Source organism: Fructilactobacillus lindneri DSM 20690 = JCM 11027, from assembly GCF_002907375.1.
GTDB classification, from domain to species: domain Bacteria; phylum Bacillota; class Bacilli; order Lactobacillales; family Lactobacillaceae; genus Fructilactobacillus; species Fructilactobacillus lindneri.
Map to the genome: position 1 here is coordinate 1 of NZ_MIYK01000013.1, position 1,544 is coordinate 1,544.

At 40.3% G+C, this 1,544-nt stretch carries 1 protein-coding gene and 1 pseudogene; one reads left to right on the forward strand and one right to left on the reverse strand.

Features of this window, described 5'->3' with window-relative positions:
* Positions 1-68: 68 nt before the first annotated feature.
* A complete protein-coding gene (locus tag BHU33_RS07535; protein ID WP_180993651.1) occupies positions 69-329 on the forward strand; it encodes a hypothetical protein in 261 nt (86 codons plus the stop codon).
* A 1,036-nt stretch (positions 330-1,365) separates the two neighbouring features.
* On the opposite strand, the pseudogene BHU33_RS04845 reads toward BHU33_RS07535, so the two are convergent.
* Positions 1,366-1,544 (reverse strand): annotated as a pseudogene (locus tag BHU33_RS04845) (IS30 family transposase); the annotation flags it as partial.

The window sequence follows — 1,544 nt, forward strand, 5'->3', positions numbered from 1 at the left end:
CAACTGGTTACAACCAAAATTGAACCTATGACAGTAACTAGGATTCAAATAAATATAAGAATGCTCTGTTGTCACAGATTGATAACCTGAAGCTTCAAGTTAAGCAAAAGGATTTTCAATTAGAAAATATGCAAAAGCTGCTAGATCAATCTCAACAATTACAGTTTATGGCCGAGAATAAGATCAAACAGTTAGAGAATAAGTCGGATGATATTCAAAAACAAAATGGTGAGCCAGAGGGTACTGGACAGCCTAGTAGTAACGATAACGTAGATGAATCAACGGATAAGACTGAACGTGGCTTCTGGTCACGTCTATTTAAGCAGTAAGGAGTTTAATGATGAAACAAAAGCTAGTTTTTGGTATTCAATTTGTCATTAACTTGTGGTTTATGTTGAATGTGATTGGTTACTTCTTGAATTTGTCGTAGACAGACGAGCCTTGGCATATTTTGCTGGATATATTTGGTGTCTTAATAGCTATTGTCATGGCTTATATGATTACGGTTAGATTTGAAAACTGATGGATTTTACGTTGTATTGTGTTCTCGAATACGCTATCATGAAGCTAAGTTGAATATGAGCGCATAAAAAAAGCCTTCAGGATTAGGCGTCCTAAGGCTTAGATGACTTAGTAGACGGTCTACTAAGGTTTTCTGATAGGACTGTCGAGCAGTTCCTATCTCAATAACGTATTTTATCATGAATGCCGGTTAAATCAAACCACTTTGATAAGATCTCGTTAGTAAACCCTAGTAGGTTGGCTAATGAGATCTTTTTTGTGGACGTGGAATGGCTGGTCTGACCCCCAGTTAAAAGACACGTGGGTAATGCCCTGATGTTGGTCACTCAAATCATTCGTTAACGTGGTTCGTGCCCCCGTTTGTAGTTAAAGCTAGGGGTATGCTAAACCCAGTCGAGATCAACGCGACTAAAGACGTGGTAGGAAACATAGGAAATGGAAACGACCGCCCTATGGTCAAATTGAGTTGAAACACGCTCTCAGGTTAAATAAAAGCGCGACTGGCAACGACCAGGCTAAAAGACGATGATTTATAGGGGCAAGGGCTATGTGCGCTTAAACGGTTGTTAAACGGCTAAATTGAGCCACGGAGAAAATCCGAGGTTGAACTTAGCTGTTTAGGGCTCCAAAGAAGCCATCTTTCCCGTTTTCAGGGAAAGACTCATGAGAGAGCCGAGACGGCTCAACCTTGTGGTTTAAGCCTAGTTCTGAGTGTTGGGTTTTGGAAAAGTATATACCAATGACTACCTAGAGGTAGTCTAGGATACCTTCCTTTACCTTTAAATGTCTAATAGGTATGTGTAAAAGTAGGCCATAAATTTTAGGATTGCGTAATTATTCTTTTATACGTTGACGCTGGTTGATAAAACCAGGGCGCTCATGGATCGAGATATAGTCGGTCTGTACTTCTCGATGTCGTCTAGTATTCTTTGAATGCCGAGTCCGATGTTTATGTCTGAGATGGCGCTGAATACCGGTATCACCACGTGAGGAGTACTTCTCACCTAAATCGTGTTGATAGA